Annotated in this window: 24 protein-coding genes and 3 pseudogenes; 8 read left to right on the top strand and 19 right to left on the bottom strand. The window is 48.4% G+C overall.

Annotated elements, in window-relative coordinates:
* Window position 1 precedes the first annotated feature (1 nt).
* From JCM23214_RS12815 to JCM23214_RS26745, 3 genes and pseudogenes are all read right to left on the bottom strand, one after another.
* On the bottom strand, window positions 2-760 hold the full coding sequence (locus JCM23214_RS12815; RefSeq protein WP_025899285.1) for an ABC transporter ATP-binding protein: 759 nt from the start codon (window positions 758-760) through the stop codon (window positions 2-4).
* The gene (locus JCM23214_RS12810; RefSeq protein ID WP_025899284.1) at window positions 757-1,866 is read right to left on the bottom strand and encodes a branched-chain amino acid ABC transporter permease; all 1,110 of its coding nucleotides are present in this window, start codon (window positions 1,864-1,866) and stop codon (window positions 757-759) included. Before JCM23214_RS12810 ends, JCM23214_RS12815 begins: the two co-directional genes overlap by 4 nt.
* A gap of 2 nt (window positions 1,867-1,868) precedes the next feature.
* Window positions 1,869-2,761: pseudogene (locus tag JCM23214_RS26745) on the bottom strand (branched-chain amino acid ABC transporter permease).
* Between the two features lie 551 nt (window positions 2,762-3,312).
* Here JCM23214_RS26745 and JCM23214_RS12800 point away from each other — a divergent pair.
* On the top strand, window positions 3,313-4,218 hold the full coding sequence (locus tag JCM23214_RS12800; RefSeq protein WP_025899283.1) for an MBL fold metallo-hydrolase: 906 nt from the start codon (window positions 3,313-3,315) through the stop codon (window positions 4,216-4,218).
* A gap of 14 nt (window positions 4,219-4,232) precedes the next feature.
* Here the strand turns inward: JCM23214_RS12800 and JCM23214_RS12795 are convergent, their stop codons facing one another.
* The 9 genes from JCM23214_RS12795 to JCM23214_RS12755 all read right to left on the bottom strand — a co-directional run bounded on the left by JCM23214_RS12795 (window position 4,233) and on the right by JCM23214_RS12755 (window position 12,724).
* Entirely contained in the window at window positions 4,233-4,718 is a 486-nt protein-coding gene (locus JCM23214_RS12795; protein ID WP_025899282.1) for a YajQ family cyclic di-GMP-binding protein, read from the bottom strand.
* Between the two features lie 10 nt (window positions 4,719-4,728).
* Complete coding sequence (locus tag JCM23214_RS12790; protein ID WP_025899281.1) at window positions 4,729-6,318, bottom strand: peptide chain release factor 3; 1,590 nt, start codon at window positions 6,316-6,318, stop codon at window positions 4,729-4,731.
* Between the two features lie 102 nt (window positions 6,319-6,420).
* Window positions 6,421-7,017: a GNAT family N-acetyltransferase gene (locus tag JCM23214_RS12785; RefSeq protein WP_148301880.1), complete on the bottom strand. Its 597-nt coding sequence runs from the start codon at window positions 7,015-7,017 to the stop codon at window positions 6,421-6,423.
* A gap of 74 nt (window positions 7,018-7,091) precedes the next feature.
* A complete protein-coding gene (locus JCM23214_RS12780; RefSeq protein ID WP_025899279.1) occupies window positions 7,092-8,102 on the bottom strand; it encodes an NADP-dependent oxidoreductase in 1,011 nt (336 codons plus the stop codon).
* A 94-nt stretch (window positions 8,103-8,196) separates the two neighbouring features.
* Window positions 8,197-8,760 carry a hypothetical protein gene (locus JCM23214_RS12775; protein WP_025899278.1) on the bottom strand — a complete coding sequence of 188 codons (564 nt, stop codon included), beginning with the start codon at window positions 8,758-8,760 and terminating at the stop codon, window positions 8,197-8,199.
* A 1-nt stretch (window position 8,761) separates the two neighbouring features.
* Window positions 8,762-9,484, bottom strand: a complete 723-nt coding sequence (locus JCM23214_RS12770) for a M48 family metalloprotease (protein WP_025899277.1) — start codon at window positions 9,482-9,484, stop codon at window positions 8,762-8,764.
* Window positions 9,481-9,933, bottom strand: a complete 453-nt coding sequence (locus JCM23214_RS26050; RefSeq protein WP_025899276.1) for a M48 family metallopeptidase — start codon at window positions 9,931-9,933, stop codon at window positions 9,481-9,483. The genes JCM23214_RS12770 and JCM23214_RS26050 overlap by 4 nt, the downstream gene beginning before the upstream one ends.
* On the bottom strand, window positions 9,930-10,970 hold the full coding sequence (locus tag JCM23214_RS22590) for a hypothetical protein (protein ID WP_025899275.1): 1,041 nt from the start codon (window positions 10,968-10,970) through the stop codon (window positions 9,930-9,932). The genes JCM23214_RS26050 and JCM23214_RS22590 overlap by 4 nt, the downstream gene beginning before the upstream one ends.
* A 125-nt stretch (window positions 10,971-11,095) precedes the next feature.
* Window positions 11,096-12,724 (bottom strand): 3-(methylthio)propionyl-CoA ligase, encoded by a 1,629-nt coding sequence (locus JCM23214_RS12755; protein WP_025899274.1) that lies wholly within the window; start codon window positions 12,722-12,724, stop codon window positions 11,096-11,098.
* Window positions 12,725-12,899: 175 nt separating this feature from the next.
* On the opposite strand from JCM23214_RS12755, the gene JCM23214_RS12750 reads away from it, so the two are divergent.
* Both JCM23214_RS12750 and JCM23214_RS12745 read left to right on the top strand, forming a co-directional pair.
* Window positions 12,900-13,313 carry a hypothetical protein gene (locus tag JCM23214_RS12750; RefSeq protein ID WP_025899273.1) on the top strand — a complete coding sequence of 138 codons (414 nt, stop codon included), beginning with the start codon at window positions 12,900-12,902 and terminating at the stop codon, window positions 13,311-13,313.
* Complete coding sequence (locus JCM23214_RS12745; protein WP_025899272.1) at window positions 13,310-14,218, top strand: sterol desaturase family protein; 909 nt, start codon at window positions 13,310-13,312, stop codon at window positions 14,216-14,218. The genes JCM23214_RS12750 and JCM23214_RS12745 overlap by 4 nt, the downstream gene beginning before the upstream one ends.
* Here the strand turns inward: JCM23214_RS12745 and JCM23214_RS20710 are convergent.
* Window positions 14,219-14,923, bottom strand: a pseudogene (locus JCM23214_RS20710) (alpha/beta fold hydrolase); the annotation flags it as partial. It lies immediately after the preceding gene.
* Window positions 14,863-15,138, bottom strand: a complete 276-nt coding sequence (locus JCM23214_RS24680; RefSeq protein ID WP_199899585.1) for an alpha/beta hydrolase — start codon at window positions 15,136-15,138, stop codon at window positions 14,863-14,865. The pseudogene JCM23214_RS20710 and the gene JCM23214_RS24680, both read right to left, overlap by 61 nt.
* A gap of 134 nt (window positions 15,139-15,272) precedes the next feature.
* Between JCM23214_RS24680 and JCM23214_RS12735 the strand changes: the two genes are divergently transcribed.
* Window positions 15,273-16,679, top strand: a complete 1,407-nt coding sequence (locus tag JCM23214_RS12735; RefSeq protein ID WP_025899271.1) for an aspartate aminotransferase family protein — start codon at window positions 15,273-15,275, stop codon at window positions 16,677-16,679.
* Between the two features lie 28 nt (window positions 16,680-16,707).
* Here JCM23214_RS12735 and JCM23214_RS12730 read toward each other — a convergent pair whose 3' ends face one another.
* Complete coding sequence (locus JCM23214_RS12730) at window positions 16,708-17,445, bottom strand: SDR family NAD(P)-dependent oxidoreductase (protein WP_037493643.1); 738 nt, start codon at window positions 17,443-17,445, stop codon at window positions 16,708-16,710.
* Between the two features lie 134 nt (window positions 17,446-17,579).
* Between JCM23214_RS12730 and JCM23214_RS12725 the strand changes: the two genes are divergently transcribed.
* Window positions 17,580-17,915, top strand: a complete 336-nt coding sequence (locus tag JCM23214_RS12725) for a PilZ domain-containing protein (protein WP_025899269.1) — start codon at window positions 17,580-17,582, stop codon at window positions 17,913-17,915.
* Here the strand turns inward: JCM23214_RS12725 and JCM23214_RS20705 are convergent.
* From JCM23214_RS20705 to JCM23214_RS12710, 4 genes and pseudogenes are all read right to left on the bottom strand, one after another.
* The gene (locus JCM23214_RS20705; RefSeq protein ID WP_304945157.1) at window positions 17,912-18,538 is read right to left on the bottom strand and encodes a sensor histidine kinase; all 627 of its coding nucleotides are present in this window, start codon (window positions 18,536-18,538) and stop codon (window positions 17,912-17,914) included. The genes JCM23214_RS12725 and JCM23214_RS20705 overlap by 4 nt on opposite strands.
* Window positions 18,539-18,546: 8 nt before the next feature.
* Entirely contained in the window at window positions 18,547-19,950 is a 1,404-nt protein-coding gene (locus tag JCM23214_RS22585) for a PAS-domain containing protein (RefSeq protein WP_051548163.1), read from the bottom strand.
* A gap of 156 nt (window positions 19,951-20,106) precedes the next feature.
* Window positions 20,107-23,216 (bottom strand): annotated as a pseudogene (locus tag JCM23214_RS20700) (efflux RND transporter permease subunit).
* A gap of 49 nt (window positions 23,217-23,265) precedes the next feature.
* Window positions 23,266-24,327, bottom strand: coding sequence for an efflux RND transporter periplasmic adaptor subunit (locus tag JCM23214_RS12710; protein ID WP_025899268.1), 1,062 nt, complete (start codon window positions 24,325-24,327; stop codon window positions 23,266-23,268).
* Window positions 24,328-24,442: 115 nt separating this feature from the next.
* Between JCM23214_RS12710 and JCM23214_RS12705 the strand changes: the two genes are divergently transcribed.
* From JCM23214_RS12705 to JCM23214_RS12695, 3 genes are read left to right on the top strand one after another with little or no spacing between them, the layout of a single operon-like run.
* Window positions 24,443-25,372, top strand: a complete 930-nt coding sequence (locus JCM23214_RS12705) for a histone deacetylase family protein (protein ID WP_025899267.1) — start codon at window positions 24,443-24,445, stop codon at window positions 25,370-25,372.
* Between the two features lie 34 nt (window positions 25,373-25,406).
* Entirely contained in the window at window positions 25,407-25,658 is a 252-nt protein-coding gene (locus tag JCM23214_RS12700) for an exodeoxyribonuclease VII small subunit (protein WP_025899266.1), read from the top strand.
* Between the two features lie 36 nt (window positions 25,659-25,694).
* Complete coding sequence (locus JCM23214_RS12695) at window positions 25,695-26,585, top strand: polyprenyl synthetase family protein (RefSeq protein WP_025899265.1); 891 nt, start codon at window positions 25,695-25,697, stop codon at window positions 26,583-26,585.
* Window positions 26,586-26,637 lie beyond the last annotated feature (52 nt).

The raw sequence follows: 26,637 nt of genomic DNA, 5'->3' as shown, positions 1-26,637 counted from the left end.
ATCATCCCCCCAGATACGCTTTGATCACTTCGGGATCACTTTGAACCTCTGCGGGCGTCCCAAAAGCTAGCATTCGTCCATAATTCAAGACCAGAACCCGGTCAGACACCTCGGACACCAGGCCCATGTCGTGTTCAACCATCAACACGGTAATGCCCAGCTCTTTCTTGATGTCTTCAATCCAGAACGCCATGTCCTGTGTTTCTTCAACATTCAGTCCGGAGGAAGGCTCATCCAGAAGGATCAGCTTTGGCTCGGTACACAGCGCACGCCCCAGCTCCACCACTTTGCGAACACCATAAGGCAGGTTCATAATGAAACTTTCGCGGTAATGCTGAAGGTCAAGAAAATCGATAATTTCCTCTACCTTCTCGCGATGGCGCAGCTCCTCATTCCTGACAGAGGGTGTGAAAAGTCCCTCTTTCCAAATAGACCGCTTAGTATGACAGTGTCTGCCCACAAGCAGGTTCTGAAGAACTGTTGCATGCTCGAACAATTCAATATTCTGAAATGTCCGTGCGATTCCAAGTCCCGCGATATCATGAGGTGGGGTCGTGGTGATATCCTCTCCCCGGAAGGTCATACGCCCTTCCGTTGAGTCATATATCCGACTAATCAGGTTAAATATTGTTGTTTTACCCGCCCCGTTCGGACCGATAATGGTAAAACATTCTCCTTCTTCAATTTCAAAATTGACGCCATCCACGGCCTTTACACCGCCAAAGTTGATGGCCAGGTTTTCTGCTGTAAACAGGCTCATTTCAACCTCTCTGACTTCATATAGGCTTTTTGGCGTTTAAAGGTGGCTTTCTTGTAAAGTGGGAACATCTGGAAATAGAGTTTCACTTTCAGCCAACGGCCATAAATACCCAATGGTTCGAAGATGATGAAAAACACCAGTATCAGTCCAAAAATAAACGGTTCAATTCCGGGAGTTTCAGCTATTTCAGCAGGCAGATAGTCTTTCAGAATTGCCAGCGCCTGTGGCAGGGCAAGAACGAACATCGCCCCGAAAATGGCTCCGTGAATGGATCCAAGTCCTCCAACCACAACCAGAACCAGCAGCTCCAGCGACTGCAGAACCGTGAAGCTTTCCGGTGACAGGAAGCCCAGTTTATGGGCAAATAATGCGCCCGCCAGACCTGTAATACCCGCACTCAATGCAAATGCGGTTGTCTTGGTTTGCGCCAGATTCACACCCATACTCTGCGCCGAAATTTCTGAATCTCGAACCGCCATCATCGCCCGGCCGGTCGGGGAGCGAAGCAGGTTCAGCGAAAACAGAATGACCGCGATCAGAACCCCTAGACACAGGAAGTAGAAAGGCGTGCCATCAGTAAGCGTTACTCCCCCGATTTCAATATATTCCACCAGCAGCCCGGTATAGCCATTGGTTACACTCTCCCATCTGGAAAAGACTTCCTCCACGACAATCGCAAAAGCAAAAGTCGCAATTGCCAGATAAATACCGGTTAGCCTCAGCGCCGGAATACCAATGGCAATCCCGGCAACTGCCGCCAACAATCCAGCTAACGGAAAGGAGAGAAAGAAGGAAAAGACAATCGGCTCTTCCATAAAGGGTAGGTGCAGACCGTTTCCAGTCAAGACGGCTTCGGTATAGGCGCCGATGCCGAAAAAGGCTGCATGACCAAGGCTGACAAGCCCCGTGTAGCCGGACAGAAGCATCAGGCCCACGCCAGCTATCGCCATGATGTAAAGTTGCGTCATTTGCCCCACATAATAGGAGTCCAGCATTAGGGGTGCAGCGAAAACGATCGCCAGAAGAGCGCCATAGGACCAGTAATAGCCAGAATGCTTGGCCAGACGAATATCCTGCTCATAATTTGTCTTGAATAAAAATCGCATAATTACACCCTCTTCCCTGTTTTCTCACCGAACAGGCCTTGAGGCCGGACAACCAACACAACAAGCAGTATGATATAGGCAGCAACATTCTTAAAACCGGGCGGTAGATAAAACCCAGCAAGAGTTTCAATAATACCGATAATAATTCCGCCCACGACGGCTCCGGGAATTGATCCAAATCCTCCTAAAACTGCGGCAGGAAAGGCTTTAAGCCCGATAAATCCCATATTGGAATCAATCAGTGTTGTCGGCGCCAGCAAAATACCAGCCGCGGCGGCGACCGCCGCGCTTATTCCCCAAATCATTGAGAAGACGGATTTTACTGGGATCCCATATAGTAGGATGCCAACTGATTTTGCGACGCAGCCTGCATCGCAAGTCCCAATTTCGTGTAGGTGAAGAACGCATACAGGATGGCACAAAACAGAATGGTCGCGACGATGACAGACAGGTCTGTTTGTGAAATCACCAATGTCCCCATACTCTCAGGTATCAGGGCCATTCCCTCACTGGAAAAGGGTGTATCGATGGCATAAGTCTCAGTTCCCCAACCGGGCATCATGCCTGCGGCACTGCGCGCCATATACCCGAAACCGATCGTTACCATGACGATGGCAAACTGCGGTTGCCCCAGTACCGGACGCAGAACTACCCTGTCTGTCAGATTACCAATGACAAACATCCCGGCAATTGCTGCTGCAGCACCAAGCCAGTAATTCCATCCCAAAATTGAAATAAATGTGTAGGCAAGAAACGCACCGAGCATCATCAGCTCACCCTGTGCAAAATTGACTACCTCTGTTGCTTTATAGATCAATACAAAACCGAGTGCGACGAGCGCATAAATACACCCGATTGACACTCCGCCGATGACCAACTGTAAAAATTCTAACAGAACGGCCTCCCCTTTAATGTCCGACAGTTATTCTTTGTTAGTAAAGGCCGTCCAATTATCGGACCAGGACGACCTTAAGTAAAAATATAATCAGTGTTTTATTTAAGCGTCAACAGTATATGGAAAATACATGTTCGTCTTTATCTTCGCAGTTGCGAAATAAAAATATAATACATTTCGATTTGATTTCATCTTGCAGTAATATTTTAAATTAATTCAGTATAATTATTGTTGACAGAATATTTTTTTGACTTAAAAATATAATATATATTTCTTATATTTAATTTTTTTTCTTTCATATTAAATATGCATTATTTACAACAGTTTAATATTCATTAATAAGTTCTATATTTAGAACTATTGAAAACTCTCGCGCATAGCTGAATTATCTTTGAAATCATTCTATCCGCTAGAATTAATCCAAACTTTCAATCCCCAGCCTGCCTGTGGTCCCCGACGTAAATTTGCAAGAGGGCGCTTACAATCGCCGATTATTAGTGATAGATTCTGCGAACAGATGGATTGAGCCCAATAAAAAACAGGAAACCGATATGGCTGCATCGCTTAACTTCAACAAAGACCTTGAATTTGAATATGGCGAGACAAGCCTGCTGAGCCCTTTGATCCGGCGCGTGATCGCCAAAAATCCCAGTGCCTTTACTCTGCATGGAACAGGAACCTATATCATCGGGAGCGGCAAACAGCTGGCGGTTATTGACCCCGGCCCGGCTGATAGCGAGCATATCGACGCCATTTTAAAGGCCACCCAAGGGGAGACGATCACTCATATTCTGATCACGCATACGCATATGGACCACTCGCCAGGGGCCGCTCTGCTCAAAGAAAAAACCGGTGCCAAAACATACGGTTTTGGCCCGCATGGCAGCGGTAAGCCCGGCATGAAAGCTGAAGAAGATGGCGATACCGACTTTGTGCCGGACGTAACTGTGAAAGATGGCGAGATTATTATGGCAGATGACTGGTCGGTTAGAGCCATCCACACGCCCGGGCATTTATCCAATCACCTGTGCTTTGAGCTCATTGAAGAGAACACTCTCTTTTCGGGTGATCATGTAATGGGATGGTCGACTTCAATTGTCTCCCCCCCCGATGGCGACATGAAACAGTATCTCGCCAGTCTGGAAAAGCTTCTGGATTATGAGCATACGCGATACTGGCCAACGCACGGCCCGGCGATTGACAATCCGCATGACCATGTCAAAGGCCTGATCGCTCACCGTCATGAGCGCATGAATCAGATCCGCACCTGTCTGCAACAGGGGCCCGCGAGCATTCCGCAAATGGTCAAGAAAATGTACACGGACGTGCCCGAATATCTGCATCCAGCGGCGGCACGGTCGGTCTATTCACATATCATCATGATGGTGGAAAATGGCGAGGTTGAAACTGACAGCGACATGCGTGTCAGCTCAACCTACCAGCTTGCAAAGCAATAAATCGGCTTTATCACTTAGTCTCTGAAATTGACATATTGCAGGGGCATTTCAGTATCCTGCTCTTTGCAAAACGCGATGACAGCTTGTAAATCGTCGCGTTTTTTGCCCGTCACACGCAATTCGTCACCCTGAATGGCAACCTGAACCTTGATTTTGCTGCCCTTGATCGCTTTCACCAGCTTTTTCGCCAGTTCTTTATCAATACCTTCACGCACAATGACCTGCTGGCGAACACTTTGACCGGCAGCCTTTTCCGGGTCCTTGTAATCCAGAACGCCCGCATCAACATTGCGGCGGGTCAAATGCCCCTGCAGCAGTTCATGCATTTGCCGTAGTTTCAGATCATCATCCGCATGAATGGTCAGCATATTTTCGGCCTGCTCAATTCTGCAGTTGCTTCCTTTGAAATCATAGCGGGTTTCAATTTCCCGACGAACATTGTTCAGGGCATTCCCAACTTCATTGAGATCAGTTTTCGAAACAATATCAAATGATGGCATCTATCTCTCCCTATACAAGCTGTTCCTTGGTTTTACAGAATTTGATATTTGGCCAGTCTTTTTCTGCCCGCTCCAAATGCCAGGCATTTCGCGCCAAAAACACGGGTGCATCATCATGGTCCTCTGCAAGCGAGGCCTGATTTGCGTCCAGAAACTTCTTCAGCTCATTATGATCATCCTGCTCAACCCATCTGGCGGTATAAAGCTCTGTGGGTTCAAAATTAACGGGAATGTCATATTCAGTACGAATGCGATCCGCCAGAACTTCAAATTGCAGGGCGCCGACCACACCAACGACCCAGTCAGAACCCATTCGGGTTTTAAAGGCCCGTGCAGCGCCTTCCTCGGCGATCTGAGTTAAGGCCCGGCCCAAATGCTTGGCCCGCATGGGGTCAACCGGCCTAACTTTCTGCAAAAGCTCTGGGGCAAAACTTGGGATCCCGGTAAATCGGATTGCTTCCCCTTCTGTGAGGGCATCCCCAATTCGAAGGTTCCCATGATTAGGCAGACCAATGATATCTCCCGGCCATGCCTCCTCCGCGAGTTCCCTGTCCTGCGCCAAAAACAAAACGGGGTTGTGAATGGCCAGAGTTTTGCCAGAGCGAACATGTTTCAGTTTAGCACCGCGCTTGAAATGTCCAGACACCAGCCTCATAAAAGCAATACGGTCGCGATGCTTTGGATCCATATTTGCCTGAATTTTAAAAATAAAGCCGGAAATTTTACTCTCGGTCGGCTCGATTTCACGCTCCACAGACGGCGCTGAGCGCGGTGAAGGCGCCATATGCGTCAGTCCATTGAGCAGCGTCTCAACACCAAAATTATTGATTGCACTGCCAAAATAAACAGGTGTCAGAGTGCCATCTAAAAATGCCTGCTGATCGAATTCGGGGCATAATTCACGCACCATTTCGACATCTTCACGCAGTTTTTCAACATAGTCTGCGGGCAAAAGCTCATCCAGTTTCGGGTCATTGACGCCGTTGCAGATAACACCTTCATCGAGATGGTTATCCTTGTCCTTGCTAACCAGAACCAGCCTGTCATTAAGCAGGTCATAACATCCCTTGAAATTTCGTCCCATACCGATGGGCCAACTGGCTGGAACAACATCCAGCGCCAAGGTCTGTTCGATATCGTCGATCAGCTCAAACGGGTCCAGAGCTTCACGGTCAAACTTGTTGATGAAGGTGACAATCGGCATATCGCGAAGGCGACAAACCTCAAATAATTTGCGGGTCTGACTTTCAATACCTTTAGCGCCATCAAGCACCATAACCGCACTGTCCACAGCCGTAAGCGTCCGATAGGTGTCTTCACTGAAATCTTCATGGCCCGGTGTATCAAGCAGATTGAAGGTCTTTCCCTGATAATCAAATGTCATGACAGATGACGCAACGGAAATACCACGTTCACGCTCAACCTTCATCCAGTCAGAACGCGCCCGTCTCTGTTCACCGCGACTTTTCACAGCACCTGCCAGCTGGATGGCACCACCAAACAACAGGAGTTTTTCTGTCAATGTTGTCTTACCCGCATCTGGATGTGCAATAATTGCAAATGTCCGGCGGTTAGATACGCGCTCTTCCAATATACTCATGACTTTTTCCGGAATGTGTAAGCCGACATTCCCTTAAATTTGAGAGTTATTCACTCATCGATGTAAAGATTGCAGAACATGTAGCTTTTATGAGGAAAGACTTCAATCTTTTTCCGGTTTTTGCAAATGCTTGTGCATCAACAACCAGCTATCACCCTCGAACGCGTCACCCATAGGAACCGCGTGCCGTCGATCAGCTATCCGATAGCCCCATTTTTCATAATAACCGACAACATATTCCTTGCTTTGCAATACAATTAAACTCAATCGCTCAATACCTGCAGTCGCAGCACATTCTTCTGCATCTTTAAGCAAGTGACTTGCGTAACCTTTACCTTGCCTGTTTTCGCGAGTGGCGATGAAATTTATGTAATAATCCCCCATACATTTCTCTTCCAATTCCTGTATGGGATCTGCAAAGGCAGGCCACGAAATAGTATCGCCTTGTGCAGCTTCTTCGGTCATGACAAAACTGTTTCGCATAGCCACAATCTGCCCCTTTTCGTCCGATGCAACCGCGCAATTGAGAAAACTGAACTCCCCTTGCGTGGCACAGATCAGTTCCTGCCCCACTTGCCAGGGGTCTGCACCATTTATCGCCAGCTGCCTCCAACGGGTGAGTGGCATTCCCGATCCGGCAAGATTGATTAATTTCGCAAGCCAGTCAGCATCTTCAATTGTTGCCTTTCGAATTATCATCACACGCCCAATAAAAAAGGCCGCAACCGTTATCAACTGATATCGCTGCGGCCCGGTAAAGATTTTTGCCGTGATCAGTCTTCGTTCACTTTCAGCACAAGCTTACCAAAATTTTCACCAGTAAACAGTTTCAGCAACGTTTTTGGGAAATTCTCAATTCCCTCATCCACATGCTCTTTAAATTTCAGATCCCCATTTGCATACCAGGTGGCAAGCTGTTTCATACCTTCGCCATACTGCTTCACGTAATCGAAGACAACAAAGCCTTCCATGCGGGCATGCTGAACCAGCAGGTTCAGGTAATTTGCAGGACCCTTCACCGGTGTGGTGTTGTTATACTGGGAAATGGCACCGCAAATCACAACGCGGGCATGTCTGTTCAATCGTGCCAGTGCGATATCCAGAATATCACCGCCAACATTATCGAAATAAACGTCAACACCTGTTTTGAGTGGCTCTTTCAGACTGTTCAGAAAGTCATCAGATTTATAATCGACACAGGCATCAAAACCGAGCTCATTGACCACGTAAGCGCATTTGTCAGCGCCGCCAGCGATACCAACCGCACGCGCACCTTTGATTTTTGCAATCTGGCCAACCATTGATCCCACTGCACCTGCCGCGCCAGAGACAAGAACCGTGTCCCCCTCTTTTACAGCGCCAACTTCCAGCAGTCCGAAATAAGCCGTAAGACCAGGCATCCCCAGCCCACCAATGTAACTTTGGACAGGAGCAAGATTTGGATCAATTTTCACCAGATCCTTGCCATCAGATTTTCCATATTGCTGGACGCCATGATATCCAGTCACAAAATCCCCAACAGCGAATGACGGGTTATTGCTTTCGATTACTTCGCCAACTGTCCCTGCACGCATAACCTCACCAAGTCCAACCGGAGGAATGTAGGATTTCGCATCATTCATCCAACCGCGCATTGCCGGATCCAGAGAGACATAATGCACCTTAACGACAACCTCGCCATCCCCTGCGGATGGGATGGCCTCGGTTGTGAATTCCCAGTCACTGTCTTTGGGGGTTCCCACAGGGCGAGCCGCAAGTCGGTATTGCTTATTCTGTAAAGTCATTTTTATTACCTTATTGTTTATCTTCGCCTACATCCAACAACCTTTGCGCGCAAAGATCAAGACCGATCATTCAAAATACACGATTGTGTGACGATCAAAACTTAATTGACGTAACGACATCCTGCACAAAATCTTGACGATGCTCAAAATAATGTGTGGCATGCGCGCCAAATTCGATCATATACAGTTTCTGCTCATGCTCGGTGAAATAAACTTTTGACTTGTAATCCTTGCCTTTTGGCGACGACAGGCTCGCGACAAATGTATAGCCCTGACCACCGCCCAGATTAACCGGTTCAAGTTCTGAAATCGCCGTCACGATAGTTCCGCCCAAGGTGTTACTGGACCGATACAGTTCAACAACTTCTTCAGGTGTCATACCTGAACGATATGTCGGCACCTTGCTTTCATTTTCTGATGAATAAATAAATGGGATTTTGTCGCCTTCTCCAATTGGCTTTAGAAAGCGAATCTGCTCTAGAAGAGGTCCATATTTTGTCCAGGAGACAAGTCCATCCAGCTTCATTTCATTGATATTTTCTGGCGTGGAAACGGTATAAGCATTCCACATCTTTGTATCACCGGATTTCAGAAGCTCATAGCTGGGTACACATCCAGCAATGATCATCAATGACACCAAAATCAGTATTTTTTTCATTCTAGTTCCCCAACTGTTTCATATAAACCCGCACCAGTTTTTCGTCAGAAGCGTCTGGATTTTGCTCCAGATAGGTTTCGAAATACTGCAGGGCTAAGGAATTATGGCCAAGACGTCTCTCGACGAGTGCCAGATGCTTGTACGTTTTTAAAGGTGCAGGCTTCATCTGCGCAGCTTTAAGATAATTCTCTCGCGCCTTGGCGAGATCTTCTTCTGTGCCATGACGCCTAAAACTCTCCCCCATGAAAAAAGCCACTTCATGCTCATCTCGACCACCAAGCTGCAAGCGCTTCAACACCACTTGGGCTTCATCAGGTGACGTTATCGCCACGAGATTTTCAGCCCACTTGTGCCAATGCCTGTTGTAAACGTCTTCGAACTGACGACCTTCCATCGGCAACTGACGCACCTGCGTTTTTTGCAACGCGGCGCTCTGATCTTTTAGGCGTTTAATGCGCTCTTGCGTAGGGGGATGGGAACGCCAAAAGACGTTTCGCTTTTCGCTTTCCGGGTCAGCCTCTTTTTCCGCCTTTACCAGCTCCCACATTGCAACGACTTGCTCTGTGTTATATCCGGCCTCAGCAATGAGCTCTAATCCAACTTGATCCGCTTCATGCTCAAACTCCTGTGAATAGGATTGCAAGGCACCCTGCGCACCTAATGAAACAGCGAGACCGGTTAGACCACCATCAAAGCCACCTGTCGCAATGGAAAAAAAGGTCAAAAACTCCAGCGTTGCTTTTGTTGTATTCCACTGTTTGAGCTATGTCGGTGAAGGTAGTGAGCCATTTCATGAGCAAGCACCGCCGCAAGCTGGTCTTCATTCTGCACTCGCAGCAATAATCCAGACCACACATGCATGGATCCATTTGGCGCCATGGTTGCGTTGAAGTAGGGATTTTTAATAATGAAAACCCGCACATCCTCGCAATGAGAGGGGGAAACTCTGCACAGAACACCGCGGACATATCTATTAAGCTCCGGATCACGTTCAACAAGCTCACTGTTCGCCAGTCGCCTTTCAAACTTGTCCATAGTCATCCACAGCCCCGCTTCTGTGGACTGCAGGGCTGGCCTGTAACCGGGCTCAACAGGCCCCTCCGGACTATCTGTGGCGCACCCCATCGATATTCCGGCCAGTAGCAGTAAACTGATCAGCGCGTTTTTTTTCACAGCGGAATGTCTTCAAACAGGGCATTAGTAGCATTAACCGCCGCCCTAAAGGTTCTCAGATCACCAGTTGTCGAAATGATCCGGTTGAACCATTCGACTTCACCCGTCTTTAAATTCACAAGTGAGGCAAATCCCACCTGAATACCACCCTGCACATGCACACCGAAAATCACGGACATTAGCAACTGTGCTGCCACGCGACTTCCGCTTGAATACTGATCCCTCAGATAAATGAACAGACTGTAATCAGCTCCATAACCCTTGGCCAAATCCTGCGTTGTCCGACCCAGATGCCAATCGAATTTCCCACTCTTCAGTGTTGGTAATTGTGTCAACGGGCTTTGCTGAAACTGAATAATGGAAATTCCTACATCTTCGTGTAAAGCGATCAAGTCCTGGCCCGTTTTTTCGGAAACTTCATTGCTGTCGTCCTGATAAATGGCAACGTCATATCCAAGTTTTTGAAAATACTGGGCTGAAATTTCAGTCACATAATTTGAAGCCATGGATGTCCAAAGCGCATTTGGCTCCTGCAGCGCTACGCCTAGCTCGTACAACTCTACGTCGGGACGCATGATCAGAATTCGTTTGCCCGACATATCTGCAGTTAACTTTCGCCCAAACAAAGCTTTTGTGGCGTCACTTAATTCAACCTTCCCCATAAAATTATCTTCGGGTTGATCATCGTGACCAGTGGTTGCATGAGTATCGGGCTGGGGTTTGACCAATCGAACCTCCTGGCAGTCGGCGGTATCATTGCATTGAAAATACCGGCGAGAAAAATTCTCCCCCATTTTGATAGTGACTTTGTCTTCATCACCCGCTGCATGCACAACGAGATGTGGTAAATTAGTTGAGTCCTCGGAACCGACCCGCGAAGCATCCACAATATCGCGTACCGACGCCACCTGAACGGTGGTTTGGCCCGGTGAATTTGTGGCAGTTGTGCGCTTGACCTCTGTGGAGGTGGTTGTGCAGGCAGTCAAAAGCGTTGCAGCCGCCAATGGCAGCAGAAGTGTTTTTAAAGTCGGTTTCATTTTCCGAAAGCCCCCAAAGCTCTATTTTTTCGTTCAACCTATAAGGGATAAACCCGATGGTCAACTGCAAATAGAAAAGGGCTGGAATATCCAGCCCTTAAACTGTGATGATGGTTTTACAAAATTTATGCTGTCGGCAATTTGTAATCTTTATACTGTTCCCGCAATGCCGTTTTTAGCAATTTGCCGGTTGCAGTATGGGGAAGTTCATCCACAAAAACAACATCATCAGGCAGTTGCCATTTTGCCAGCGTATTTTCGAGATGTGCGATCACGTCTTCTTTCGTGACTGGATGCCCTTCTTCTTTTACAGCAATCACAAGAGGTCTTTCGTCCCACTTTGGATGCGGTACCGCGATAACAGCCGCCTCGACAATTCCGGGGCACCCAACCGCTTCATTTTCCACGTCAATTGATGAAATCCATTCACCGCCGGACTTGATCACATCCTTTGACCGATCCGTGATCTGCATATATCCATCAGCATCAAGCGTCGCCACGTCACCGGTATCAAACCAGCCGTCCTCATCGATAATGCCGCCGCCTTCTGATTTGAAATAGCCGCTTGTTATCCAAGGCCCGCGCACCATCAAGCGCCCAAAAGCCACGCCATCATGTGGGAGTTCATTATTTTCGTCATCAACGATCTTGAGCTCTACACCATAAACGATACGACCCTGTTTCAGGCGAATGTCTATTTGCTTTTCTTCTGGCAACTCCTGATGTTTTTTGAGCAGATTTCCAGTTGTACCAAGAGGACTCATTTCTGTCATGCCCCACGCATGAATGACATTCACCCCATACTGCTTGACGAAGGTTTCAATCATCGAACGCGGCGCCGCAGATCCTCCAATAACTGTCCGTCTCATTGAAGAAAATTTCAGATTATTTTCCTTCACATACCCCAACAGCATGAGCCAAACCGTAGGAACACCCGCAGATAACGTCACGCCTTCAGCCTCCATCAACTCATAAATGGACTTACCATCCATTTCGCTGCCTGGCATGACCATTTTGGCGCCCGACATGGCCGCGGCGTAAGGAATACCCCAGGCATTGGCATGAAACATGGGAACAACAGGCAGAATGCTGTCAGCATTACACACACCCAAACCGTCATTTGTGCAAACGCAATAACTGTGCAGCACGGTTGAACGATGTGCATACAGCACTCCTTTAGGATTGCCCGTGGTACCGGATGTGTAGCACAGGCTTGAAGCTGTCATTTCATCAAATACCGGCCACTCATAATCACCATCCTCAGCCTCAACAAGTGTTTCGTAACACAATGCATTGGGCAGTTTGGTTTCCGGCATATGGCTCTCGTCCGTCATGATGACAAAAGCTTTTACGGAAGTTAGCTGATCTGCTATGGCTTCCAGAAGCGGAACAAATGTGAGATCGGTGAAAATCAACTTGTCTTCAGCATGATTGGCGATATAGGTGATCTGTTCGGGAAATAGCCGCGGATTAATTGTGTGGCAGACAGACCCCATACCAGAGACACCAAAATAAATTTCCAGATGTCGATAGCCATTCCACGCCAGCGTCCCGACCCGGTCACCAAATTCCACCCCAAGTTTCGCCAAAGCCTGCGCGAGTTTTTTTGACCGCAAATTCACTTCACGGTAATTGGTCCGATGAATTGGCCCCTCAATAGTGCGCGAGACAATTTCCACGTCCCCGTGATACTGCCCGGCATATTCAATTTGTGAGGAAATTAAAAGTGGACGATCCTGAATTAAGCCCTGCATGTTATAATCCCATATGTTTTTGTCATTTTTTCTGCGCAGAGGATACGAAAAGTAATTTCCACGGTAAAGTCGTTTAGTGGCCAACCAGATTACCATTGCTTTTTGGGTGAAATGATCACAGGATTTTTCAACAACCTAAAATCTGCTACACTCAAGAAAAATCAGGGTAAAATTTTTGCAGATAGACTTACATATATTACTTGGCGGTGCAGCAATTGCTGTCCTTCTCCTTGTTGCAATAATCCGTCTAATCAGCGGTGCCAGAGAGGCCGAGTTGAATGAAGAAGCGGTTAAGAAGTTTTTCATGGAAAACGAGCCAGACTTTACGATCAGGTTTTTATCCATAAACAAAAAATCGACTGCCGCCCTGATCCATTGCGAAGAAAATGAAGCCATATTTTTAATTCGGGCCTTTGGGGAAAAACTCGTTTTGCAACAGCTGCAAAATCTCAAATCCGTGCAAATTCAGGCTGACAAGATAATTATCTCCAGAGAGGGACTGGCCCACCCACCGCTTGCATTTGAATTTCAGAACCACGATGAATTCGAACTTTGGTCACCCGTATTTGCCATGAAAGAAGCCTCATGACGTTACCTGATCCTGTAACATTTGCCATACCTGCCTTTGTCCTTCTGATTATACTCGAGGCTCTTATTGGTAGATTTCGGCCTGAAAAATCACGGTATGAAACCCGTGACAGTGCCGCGTCCCTTTTTATGGGGCTTGGTAATTTTGCGATTGGGTTTCTCAACTTTGGCCTTGTCGCCGCCGTATCCCTTTGGGTTTACGAATACAGAATTTTTGAATTTGGCTACCAATGGTATGCATTTGTCCTCATCTTCTTTGCGGAGGATTTCTGCTATTACTGGTTTCATCGCTTGAGTCACGAGCATCGGATCTGGTGGGCAGCCCATATCAACCATCACTCATCGCAATATTACAATCTCTCTACAGCTTTAAGACAAACTTGGACGGGTGGTTTTGCTGGAACCTGGACGCCCTGGCTGCTTCTCTCTTTCTTGGGCTTTCCTCTGCCTCTTATCGCTTTTCAGCAGGGGGTCAGCCTCGTCTATCAGTTCTGGATACACACAGAAGCCATCGACAAAATGCCAAGGCATTTCGAGTTTTTCTTTAACACCCCCTCTCACCACAGGGTGCACCACGCCATAAACGCCAAATATCTGGATGCAAACTACGCCGGGATCCTCATTATCTGGGACAGGCTATTCGGGACCTTCGTTGAGGAGGACAAATCCGAGCCTTGCCGGTACGGGATCGTCAAACAAATCGCCAGCTTCAATCCCTTCGTTATCGCCTTTCACGAATGGTGGGGCATCATTAGCGATGTCACCAAAGCAAAAACAGTTAAAGGGGCATTCATGTATATGTTTGGCCCTCCCGGGTGGAGTGAAGATGGCTCACGAATGACATCCAGAATGATCAAGGAAAAGGCAGCGCAAAGATTATCACCGCCGCAACCTCAAGCGGATTGACTAGCGGATCACGGTCTTTAACCACTCGATCAAATCCGCAGTTACCTCATCGCGATTAGTCTCGTTCAGCAGCTCGTGGCGACCCTCTTCATAGAACTTATGGGTAACCGATGTAAATCCGTGCTTTTCATATTGCTTAAGCAGCCGCTTGACGCCTTTGGTCTTTTCACCCACGGGATCATCCGTACCTGAAAATACGTAAATCGGCATGTCCTTGTTCATCTTGACCATGGCGTCATCAGAAGCAATCCGTGTCATGGCATCAAGCAACCCGATCCATGTGGCGATTGAACAGTCAAACCCGCACAGTGGATCAGCCACATATTTGTCGACCTCATCCTCATCCCGGCTCAACCAGTCAAACTCGGTTCGGTTAGGGGCAAAGGCTTTATTGAACGCTTTAAATGACATATTGGCGAGCAGAGTACTATGGCCCTGATTGCCATTTCTAAGCTTTTCAATACGAGACACCAACTGCGCCAGCTTTCCAAGCGTTCCCGGCGGGCCATTTGTCGCCGACAAGGCCGCCGCCTGAATTGTATCTGGATAGCGCGCCATATAATCCTGCGTCATGAATGACCCCATGGAATGCCCCATCAGTATGACAGGAAGCCCCGCATGATTTTTCACTATTTCCTGATTAATCAAACGCAGGTCGTCAACCGCTTTAGACCAACCATAGCTATCAGCCATGTGCCCGGGCGTCTCACCTTGTGGTACCGATTTGCCATGCCCGCGATGATCCCCCGCATAAACGGCGAAGCTGCCGCGTTAAGGGCTTTGGCGAAACGTTCATAGCGTTTGGCATGCTCAGCCATACCGTGGGCAATATGAATTATTGCAACCGGTTCTGTCTCCGGTAGCCACTTGTAAACATGCAGCTTAAGGCCATCTGTGGAAGTCAGTTCAAGCTCTGTCATTGGTCCCCCGTTTTTTCTTTCATTATTCATGAAAAATCTGACTGCACAACCAAGATCATCGATTGACGAGGTTACAGATGAGGTCTAGCCTCGTTGCCAATAACAACCCATCAAACATCTAAAGGGGAATAGTCATGAGCAGCCCGGATTTACGCGAGGGAAACTCACTTGCCAGTCGTGATGTCAAAAGTCTGATCCACCCATATACCAATCTTTCTACTCATGAAAAAACCGGACCGCTCATCATAGAAACCGGAAAAGGAATTTATGTCTATGATGACGATGGTCGCGAGTATATCGAAGGTATGGCAGGTCTGTGGTGTACATCCTTTGGATTTGGAGAGCAGGAGCTTATCGACGCAGCAGTAAAGCAGATGCACAAGCTCCCCTACTACCACTCTTTTGCCAGCAAATCGACCGAACCCGGAATTGTACTCGCAGAGAAACTATTGGAAATTGCCCCTGCTGATTTTTCAAAGGTCTTCTTTGTCAACTCGGGATCAGAAGCCAATGATACAGTTGTCAAACTGATCTGGTACTACAACAATTCACGCAATCTTCCCAAGAAGAAGAAAATCATCAGCCGGCAGAAAGCCTACCATGGGGTTACCGTCGCAGCCGCCAGCCTGACAGGGCTTCCTCCTCTGCATAACGACTTTGATCTACCCATTCAGAATATTCTGCACACCAGTTGTCCCCATTACTACCGCTTCGCCCATGATGGTGAAAGCGAAGAAGACTTCTCAACGCGTTTGGCGCAGGAGTTGGAGGAACTGATCCTGAAAGAAGGTCCGGATACGGTGGCGGCTTTCATCGCCGAACCGGTTATGGGCGCTGGCGGCGTGATTGTTCCGCCCAAGGGTTATTTTGAAAAAATTCAACAGGTTCTTAAAAAATACGACATTCTGCTCGTTGCAGATGAGGTTATCTGTGGTTTTGGGCGAACCGGGAATATGTGGGGTACCCAGACAATGGGTATGAAACCGGACATTTTGAGCTGCGCCAAGGCCCTTTCAAGCGCTTACCTGCCCATAGCTGCCGTCATGATTTCCGAAGAAATATTTCAGGAAATGGTCCGACAGAGTGAAAAACATGGAAACTTTGCCCATGGATATACCTATTCTGGACATCCAGTACCCGCGGCTGTCGCCATCAGGACACTTGAATTGATGGAAGAGCGGAACATTGTCGAACATGTCCGCAGCGTTGCACCGGTGTTTGAAAAATGTTTCAAAGATCTTGAATCCCATCCCCTCGTCGGGGAGGTGCGGGTTTGCGGTCTGGTCGGGGCCGCAGAATTGGTGGCTGACAAATCAACCAAGCGATCTTTCGCAGCGAAATTGGCTGCAGGACCAACCGCTTATCAGTTTATGCAGGAAGAAGGATTGATCAGTCGCTCCGTGGCAGGTGACAATCTGGCGCTCTGCCCTCCTCTCATCATTACCGAGGATGAAATCAGGGATATGTTTGCAAAATACAAACGAGCCTTGGATCGCCTTGAAGAAATTGTAACTGCCAATAACTGGCGAGAGGAAGTCTAATACATCTCATCAAAGTCTGGCGGCGGCACTAAACGTGCTGCCCGCCATTGATATGAACTTCCGCGCCTGTAACGTAGGATGATGGAGCATCACACAGAAAGTATATTGTGGAGGCCACTTCTTCAGGCCGGCCCAAACGCCTCAACGGCAACTCTTTAATCAGCTCTTCGGTCCCCGGCGACAGGATGGATGTATCAATCTCACCTGGCGCTATCGCATTTACCCGAACGCCATGCGGCCCAAAATCGGCGGCCATTTCCCGCGTCAATGCTGCAAGCGCAGCTTTTGAAGTCCCGTAAGCGGAACCCGCAAAAGGATGTACCCGACTACCCGCAATAGATGTCACATTGACAATTGCTCCTTTTGACTGAACCAGTTCGTCAAATAATCCCTTCGCCAGCATCAACGGCGCAAACAGATTGACGTTATAGACATGCAGCCAGTCCTCGTAGTCGGAATTGAGCGTATTGAACCGCTCACCCGACGGGCCTTTGGGAGAAATTCCGGCATTATTGACAAGGGCGTTTAGGGGGGCGCCCTTCAATTTTGTCTTGATCGTTTCAATTCCCACGCGCAAGGCAGCCACATCCGCCAGATCAAGTTGAATGTGGTTTTCCTCACCGCCTTCCCAAGGGCAATGCTCGGAAAAAGCCTGTCTGGAGATTGTCAGCACACGCCAGCCAGCCGCACTGAATCTCTTAACAGTCGCATGTCCGATTCCGCGGCTTGCACCGCTCAATAGAAGCGTTTTTTGGGAATTAGACATATTTTTGTCCATTAGAAATTAACAAAATATTAGAATCTCTGGTCGAGAGTATATCCATCAACCTATTCATCGGATGATAATTTGCAAGATATCAGTGGTTCTGTGCAATCACAATTTTTTAATACGGGATACCCATGCCACCGTCACACATCAACGACAATCGGCGGAAATACTATCGGAACTCCACGCAAAAAGTAGTGCTGATTATTGATAACGAACCCTATCTGGTCAAAGACTGGTCCCCGGACGGGTTCAGCATTTTCTACGATGCTAAAAAATTTAATAGCGGTGATGAAGTCCAAGGGCAGATCGATGTCTATGATCTTGAGGACATGGGTGAATTCACTGGAACGGTCGTTCGCCATGATGATCAAAATGTTCTTGCTGTCCGTTTCACGAATTTAAGCAGCCATGTCTTCGTCAATTTTTGCGTAAATCTCGTAAATACCGACGCCGAAATCGACAACTAACCCCCCGGAATACTGACAATACAGGTTGTGCCGAAGCCCGGCCGACTTGTAATATTAAACTCACCTTCGTGAAGCTCACATAACGAAGAGACAAGGGGAAGACCCAAACCGGTTCCCGCATATTTCCGGTTAAAAGCATTTTCAACCTGACCAAAAGGTTGAAGCGCTGTTTCAATGGATTTCTCATCCATGCCAATGCCGGTATCACTAACAGCAATAGTTGCCCGCCCATCACTTTCCTGAGTCAGCTCGATCGTGACGGAACCGCCTCTTGGGGTAAATTTGATCGCATTGGAAAGCAGGTTATAACAAATCTGTCTGACAGCATTCTCATCTGCTTCTATATTGCCTTGCGAACCATCCCCTTTTAAAACGAGAGCAACCCCGGCCATCTCACTTTGATGCCGGAAATAGGCAACTATATTTGCGACCAGTGCTGACAGATTTAGCTGCGTTTTATGAAGCTTGAACTTTCCAGCTTCGGCCTTTGACAGGTCCAGCAGGTTGTTGATCAGACTTAACAGATGCGATCCACTGTCATTGATATACGCAACATATTCATCGTATTTTTCATGGCCAAGCGCACCGTAAACCTCGCTGCGCATCATTTCAGAAAATCCGATGATCGCATTTAACGGGGTTCGAAGTTCATGCTGATATTTGCCAGAAAATTCGTTTTACTCGCATTGGCGGCCTCTGCCTTGTCTTTAGCGAGACACAGTTCTGTTTCCCAGTTTTTCTGGGCGGTAATGTCGCTGATGGTCAGTACATTCGCACCGTTCTCCAACAACTTGCCTGAGAACCTGATCACTGCACCGTCATTGCAATAATGCTCGTAAGAGAAATCACCGGCAGCAGCATCCCAAGGGTTTTCTCCGTTGGCCTTCTCTGTACTGTCACCGCGCGCATACAAGGATGAGCACAACTCAACAATCGATGTTCCGGAGGCGAGCTCATCTTCGGACAAACGCAATATGCGGGCAACATTTTGGTTGCATTGTACAATTCTGCGCTCCTCATCCAGAAGAATGATGCCTTCGCTCATATTCTCAAAAGTCATACTCAGACTATTGAATGCTTCCTGCAGCCGTTCCTGAACCAGAAGCGCCCGAATAGTCTCGAGACTATATGCCGCCAGAATAAGCACCAGATCGCGATCATCCTTGGTGAAAATATCCCGCTTCTTGCCATGCAGTGAAAAGAGGCCTATCAACTCTCCAGAGCGTTCGACCAGAGGATACACGAGAACACTTTCGCCCTGATATCCCTGCCATCCACTACTGTATTCTCCGGGCAGTTCACTGCTCTCGGAAATAATGAGAGGCTCTTTGCTGCTATAGACCTGCTCAAACAGGGAACCTGTTGGCAGAGGCAACTCCAGAATTTCCGGCGCATGCCCCGGATCCAATGTATGCGCCCGGCGCAAAATATTACCATCCTGAAGGTATAGACTGCCACCAGTTGCGCCCAACGCATCTCCTACAGTCTCAAGAAGCCGTTCACACACAGCCTGCAATGTTCGGCAGCTGGATAATTCTTTTGCCGCTCGTACAACTTTCTGTACTTTGCGATGTAAACTCAAAATCTCGGGAGGCTTGTTACTTCCCCTTAGTACCGCAGGCTCGGGAATATCAAAAAGAATATCAAGACACGCCTGCTCCACCCTCACCGCGTGTTCACCGGCCTTGTCTTCATGAAATTCAGTGTAGTCACTCACCCCACATTTCATGAATTCCACAGCTCTCTCGACAGTTGGTGACCTGTCAAGAACCAGAATTTTAAGAGTTCCGCGCAAAACTTTGGCTGTTTTTATACCCGCAATCACGGGGGCAATATCGGGTGAGTTGACGATAAGCAATACAACATCGCTTTGTACTGACAAAGACGGAAGCATCCCGGTTTCAGTCACAATTGCGTTGCTTACAGATATTGCGGGGTCTGTCAGAAAAGAGAGCAGTTGTTCAGCGCACAGAGGGTCATCTGATACGACAGACAATGTCACACAAGCACTGGTATTTAACGGCAGCGCAGCCATCTATTTTCTTTCTTTAACTGGCGCGTATACTCGACGCCCCACCCCATCTAAACACGCTAAACGATTAAAATCGCAGCGCTTTTGCAGTGAAAATAGATAACCTTAACTTAAAATTTCGTTAAAAATTGTATTAAATGGTGTCCGCAACTTGAATGCCTAGTTTTCAACATCCGCATGCTTGCGCTCCAGTTGTTTGAGCCTGTCTGCAATATATCCGGTTGGTTTGCTGAACCGCGCGAGTAACAGATAAAAAACGGGCACAACACCAAGCGAGAGAATTGTTGAAAAAATAACGCCACCAATAATCACAATCCCAATTGCCTCGCGGCTTTCCGCACCAGCACCTGTCGCCAGAGCGAGAGGAACTGCACCCAATGCAGTTGAAATTGTCGTCATCAGTATGGGACGTAAGCGAATGACCGATGCTTCCACAACAGCCTCTGTTAAAGCCAATCCCTCTTCACGCAATTGATTGGCAAATTCCACGATCAATATAGCGTTTTTCGCTGTGAGCCCGATCAGCATGATCACCCCGATCTGGCTATAAACATTCAGCGAAATTCCGGAATACAGCATAGCGCCGAGTGCTCCGGTGATGGCCAGCGGCACTGATGTCATAATGATGACTGGATGAATGAAGCTTTCAAATTGCGCAGCAAGCGCCAAAAAAACAACGAGCAAAGCCGTCACAAATGTAAACAGCATGGCCTGATTGGATTCTTTGAAAGTTCGGCTCAACCCGCCAAAGGAAATACGTGCCTCATCCCCGGCTTCTTCCAGTACAAGCTGCTCAAGGTAATTAACTGCTTCATTCAGGGTGTACCCATCGGCCAGTGAACTTTCCAGTCGAATAGCCCGCAATCGATCAGTTCTTTTGAGCTCGCTGGCGCCTGCTGTCTCCGTCAGGCTAACGAAATTACTCAGCGGGATAAACTTCCCGGTTGTGCCGGATCGAACATAAACCTTGTTCAAATCATCCTGTGTCGTGCGATCCTCTGCTTGCGAGCGCAAAATAACATCATATTGCTTGCCCCCTTGCTCAAAGCGCGAAACAACCCGGCTGCCCATCAGGGCTTCCAGCGTACGACCAACTGTTTCAATGGTTACGCCCAAAGTTGACGCCCGATCCCGATCAATAGACACTTTGATTTGTGGTTGTTTTTCAGAATAGTCCTTCGTCAGGTTTAGCAGGTTTGGATTTTCTTCAGCGCGGCTAATCACCCGATCGACCCACTCATCAATCTCTGCATAGGAAGGCCCGCCCACAATAACCTGAACCGGCGCGCTAAAACCACGCTGCCCCAAACTCTTTGGATTGATCGCGAAGGCCCTGACACCTGGCACCGACAACAATGACGGGAAAATCGAAGACACAATCTGCTGTTGAGAACGTTCCCTGTCCTCCCAGGAAACAAGCCGGGAAAACATGAAAGCTGAATTTACCGGGCCGGGGCGAGAAAAACTGCCAACCAACGCAAACACACTCTGCGCTTCTCCATTTTCAACGAGTGGGTTGAGGATCTCCTCAATTTTCCGAACATTGCGTTCAGTATAGTCAAAGCTGGCCCCTTCTTCCGCTTTGACAGGAATGAAAAAATAGCCCCGGTCTTCAGTAGGTGCAAATTCCTTGGGTAGCGCTTCATACAGATTATAGGAAACCAACGTTACCCCACCTGCTACCGCAATAACCAGAACCGGGAAACGGATAGCGACGCCCAAGCCAAATCGATAGGCCCGCTCCAGCGCCTTGAACAGAAATTCCGTCGAATTGTAAAAAATGCCTTCTTTCTTTTGTTCCACCAGAAGCTTTGAACACAGCATGGGCGTCAAGGACAGTGCTACAAAGCTGGAAAACATGACAGCCGCCGCTACAGCAACACCAAATTCGCGGAACAGACGACCCGTTGTCCCTTCCAAAAACGAAATAGGTAGAAAAACCGCAATCAGGACAATCGTTGTCGCGATCACAGCAAAAGCGACCTGTTTCGCTCCCCTGTTCGCTGCCAATAAAGGAGGTTCCCCCAATTCAATGCGTCTGTGGATGTTCTCCAGAACCACGATGGCATCATCCACCACCAAACCAATTGCGAGTACCAACGCCAATAATGTCAGGACATTCACAGAATATCCAAGCGCTGCAAGCACCGTTAGCGTTGCAATGATGGAAACAGGGATCGCGACCGCAGGAATAAATGTTGCCCGAATGGAGCGCAGAAACAGGAAAATGACCGCCACAACCAGAGCCATCGCAATGCCAAGCGCAATAAAAACTTCCTTGATTGACTGGCTAATGAATATGGACTGATCATAGGATACTTTCAGCGTGACGCCCTGCGGCAATATTGATTGCAAGCGATTGACGACGGCTTTAACACCATCCGCCACTTCCAGCACATTGGATCCAGACTGGCGAATAATTCCCAATCCCACGTTATCATTACCATTGATACGAAGAGCCGTGCGTTCATTTTCGGCGCCAATCTCAACCCGTGCTACATCCCCAAGCCGCACCAACCCGGCCGCGTCATTGCGTAAAATAATCGCCCGAAACTCTTCCGGTGTCGTCAAGTTGGATTTCGTCCGGATATTGAACTCCCGGTTCAAAGACTCGATACGTCCTGATGGCAGTTGCACATTTTGAGCTCGAATGGCGTTCTCAATATCCTGAACGGTAAGACTGCGCGCTGCCATAGCTTCTGTATCAGCCCAGATTCTCATGGCGTAACGTCTGCCTCCGCCAACCCGCACACGCGCAACACCATTGACGGTAGACAAAGGATCTACAAGGTTTCGCTCAGCGTAATCGGTAAGCTCCAGCGGGTTCATCCTGTCACTGGAAAGCGACAACCACATGATTGGCCGAGCGTCACTTTCAGTTTTGGAAATACGCGGAACATCAGCTTCATCAGGCAACCGACCGAGGACGCGTGAAACCCGAGCCCGCACATCGTTGGTTGCAGACTCAATATCCCGAGCGATATCAAATTCGATATTTATTGAAGATGATTCTTCACGGCTGGTTGAGTTGATACGCTTTACGCCACTAATTCCGGCGATCGCATCTTCAATGATCTGGGTAATTTGACTTTCGATAATTTCGGCAGATGCGCAACATAGGTTGTTGTAACCGACACGTTTGGCGGATCAATATTCGGATATTCGCGAACGCTCAAACTCTGGTATGAAAACAATCCAAACAGAACAAGTACCAGCGAAAAGACGATTGCCAGTACGGGGCGCTTTATCGAAAGTTCTGAAAGCTTCATTGCGTAGCTCCGCCCTCCTGAAGATGCGCCTGATTATCATCTTCGATGGTCACTTTAACTGGCCCACCGTCCCTGATTTTCTGCAACCCTTCGACAATGACGACTGCATCTGGCTGGAGCCCACTGACGATTTGCACCCACCTTTCTGACGCTGGCCTACGGTAACGGGTTTGCGCACCGCAAGATCATTTTCAACCGTGAATGCAAAATGCCCGGCGGCGGAGACGGTGATCGCATGCTCAGGTATCATGACCGCGTTTCGCTGCATTCCGGTTTGCAAACTGACAGAGAGAAACATTCCCGGCTTCAACAGTCGCTTGTCATTCTCAATCAGGCCACGCACCCGAACAACCCGTGTGACCGGATCAACACGGGTCGAAATGCTGCTAACCGTACCCTGAAATATTGCATCCTTGAACGCAACACTGCTGGCCTGAAACATCTGACCCACAGTTACCTCTGCCAAATTCTTTTCTGGCAGATCAAAATCAAGCTTCAGCGTGGTTATATCATCAAGTGTCGTAATCACATCCGTTGGGCGCACCAAAGCCCCAACACTGACATCACGAAAGCCAACCACTCCTGCAAAGGGGGCGCGAATAATGTAATCATCAAGTCGGGCCCGATCTGCCTGCACTTTGGCCTCTGCCACCTGCATTTCAGACAACAGTAAATCCACGCGGGCTTTTGGCGTATTCCCACTTTTCAGCAATTTAAGCGCCCGTTCGTAGAGTTTTCGGCTGTTGTCCAGTTCCGCCTGCGACTCAGCAAGTTCCGCCCGGGCCTCGGTATCATCCAGACGGACAAGAGCCGCTCCTTGCTTCACCTGTTGTCCATCCTCAAAGGACAGCTCTTTGATCTTGGCTGTTACCTTCGCTGTTACGTCTATGGACTTGTTCGCCTGCAGGGTTCCAACGGCGGTTACCGTTTGTTTGAGGTCAATTAATCGGGCCTTGGTCGCAATCACAGGGACAGATCTAGCCGGGCGTTTCTGGGTTTGCGACTGCTCTGCCTCCTGCGAGAAAAAGGGTAGACTTTCCCTGTTCTCCCAGCCCCAGTAGCCAGCAGCGCCTATTATACTTATGATAACCAACTGGCTGATGATCTTCATTTTCGACTTTCGCTCTTATCTATTATTGGATGTCCGACGACAGAAATTGAATTTACGCCGAAAATCTGGCACATAGTTTCTACCAAAGGATCAATTTCGACAACAGGTTTTGCTTATGGCCACCCATTTAATTTCGCATCGGAACTGCCTGTTCCACGATACTGGATACGAACATGCCGAACGGCCGGATCGCTTGAGAATGGTCATGCAATATCTGGATGAAGAAACTTTTCCAGAACTTCAGCGCCATGAAGCCAGTTTGGCAAACGAAGAACTTCTTCTTTTGGCTCACACTCAGGAACATGTCCAAAATATTAAAGACAGGCGCCCCGCATCGGGGATCGTTCAGCTTGATCCGGACACATTCATGTCACCGGGCAGCTACGAAGCGGCTTTGCGTGCTGTTGGCGCGGCCATTGATGCAGTTGATATTGTCATGACGGAAAAAGACGCCAATGTGTTTTGCGCAACACGCCCGCCAGGACACCATGCAGAAGCAGATCAGGTCATGGGCTTCTGTCTTTTCAACAATGCCGCCATCGCTGCCTATTATGCCCGCCAAAAATATGGAATTGAACGCGTTGCGGTTATTGATTTTGATGTACATCACGGAAATGGAACCCAGCATATTTTTGAAAAGGACCAGAATCTGTTTTATGGCTCGACCCATCAGGCCCCTCCCTTTTATCCAGGCACTGGGCACGCCCATGAAACCGGTGTTGGCAATATTGTGAATGTCCCACTGGAGGAAGGCTCCGGCAGCACCGCCTTTCGCGACGCAATGACCTCACATGTTCTGCCCGCCCTTGAAAAATTTAACCCTGAGCTGCTCATAATCTCCGCTGGTTTTGACGCCCACCACAAAGATCCGCTTGCCAATATAAATCTGGTCGAGGAAGACTATGACTGGATCACCAAAGAGCTCAAACGAATTGCAAATAAATGTTGCGAAAACCGGATCGTATCCCTTCTGGAAGGAGGATATGATTTGCTGGGCTTGGCCCAAAGTGCCAAAACCCACGTGAAAGCGTTGCTAGACGACTAAAGGAAGAGTATAAGGTCCCCGAAAAGGAGAAGCCATGCCTGAAACAACCACGATACCGCAAGACATCCAACAACTGAGTTTCGAAGACGCGCTTAAAGAGCTCGAACAGATCGTCGAGAAGCTGGATTCTGGCAGAGTGGATCTGGATCAGTCCATTGACATTTATACCCGCGGCTCCCTACTTAAACAGCATTGCGAGGAAAAACTCCGCTCCGCACAGGATCGGGTTGAAAAAATCGTCTCGCAAAATGGCACGCTCAGCACGGAACCAACACAGATTGATTAATCTGTAATTTTAAGTACTGGAATCTGGAACGCATAGATGGAAGATACGTTTTCTGCTGCACTTCGGCAAACTGCAAACCTGATGGAAGAAGAACTTGGCAAGTTACTCCCAACGGGAACCGGTCCTGAAAAGAGCCTGCATGATGCCATGCGCTATGCCACTCTTTCCGGTGGTAAGCGGCTGCGTGCGTTTTTAGTCATACAGTGCGCTGATCTGTTTGATGTCGCCCGCGAATATTCTGTGCGCGTTGCCGCTGCGTTGGAGTTGATGCATACCTATTCGCTCATCCATGATGATTTGCCTTGCATGGATGATGACGATCTTCGCCGCGGCATGCCAACAGTGCACAAAAAATTTGACGAAACCATCGCCGTTCTTGCCGGTGATGCGCTACAGGCCCTGTCCTTTCAGGTTCTGGCAGATCCCAAAACCCATCCATCCGGCAGTGTTCGCGCTGCGCTGGTTCATAAACTTGCCATCGCGTCCGGCGCTCATGGAATGGTTGGCGGGCAAACCATGGATATTTACGCCGATGCGGATGAAGTCTCCATGCCCGTCATTACCCGGCTGCAACAACTTAAGACCGGTGCGCTGATTTCCTTTGCTTGCGAAGCAGGTGCCATTCTTGGACATGCCGCACCTGGTCAGATTTCAGCGTTAAAAGCCTATGCGCATGATCTGGGTCTTGCCTTTCAGATTACCGACGACATTCTGGACGTGGAAGGTGAAAGCAAAGAAATGGGCAAGGCCACCCGCAAGGATGTGGATGCTGGAAAGGCGACATTCGTCTCGCTGATGGGTTTGGAAAAGGCGAAAATCCATGCCAACATGCTGGCGACCCAAGCTGTCGGCCATCTGTCCATGTTCCGAAATTCTGCTGAACTGCTCCGCGAAGCTGCGCAGTTCACCGTGCAGCGCAAAAAATAACGACGAGTAGTTACGTGACTGAAACTTTTGAAACACCATTACTGGATCAGGT

The organism is Sneathiella glossodoripedis JCM 23214, from assembly GCF_000616095.1.
Lineage (GTDB): Bacteria > Pseudomonadota > Alphaproteobacteria > Sneathiellales > Sneathiellaceae > Sneathiella > Sneathiella glossodoripedis.
Note: the sequence above shows the minus strand (reverse complement) of the source record. Positions and strands in the feature narration are given on the sequence as shown.